General features: G+C 31.0%; 1 pseudogene. It reads right to left on the bottom strand.

The annotated features are described in order from the left end of the window. Positions 1-101: 101 nt before the first annotated feature. Positions 102-406 (bottom strand): annotated as a pseudogene (locus JMM81_RS22760) (hypothetical protein); the annotation flags it as partial.

Raw genomic sequence — 406 nt, 5'->3', positions numbered from 1 at the left:
ATGATAAAAGGTGCATTCTATCAACCTTTTTTCACTGATACTGTATATAAGCATGCGTTAGTTAAATAATAAAATCAAAAACATTATCCGAAGCTATTCCGTCAAAAGGGGCTTGGCGGACTAATTTCTTTTGAAACCTCTTTTATAAAAACGCGCATTTTCTCAATGAATTCCAAACAAAATGTATCGTCTAAAATAATCCTATTTTCAAAGAAATTTTTATCTAATCGAATGCCTTTTATAGATTCGATTTCTTTGATTTGCTTTTCGTTGTTCCCGTCTATATATCCGCCGTTATGTATTAAAAGATTCCGTACTTTATTACATTTTCGAATATAACTCCAATCAGGTGATTTATCGGGAAAATTTACCCCCGCAACCTTTTTTAAATAAACTTGTGCTTTTT

This window comes from Bacillus sp. V3B (assembly GCF_024494465.1).
Classification (GTDB): domain Bacteria; phylum Bacillota; class Bacilli; order Bacillales; family Cytobacillaceae; genus Bacillus_BD.
Note: the sequence above shows the minus strand (reverse complement) of the source record. Positions and strands in the feature narration are given on the sequence as shown.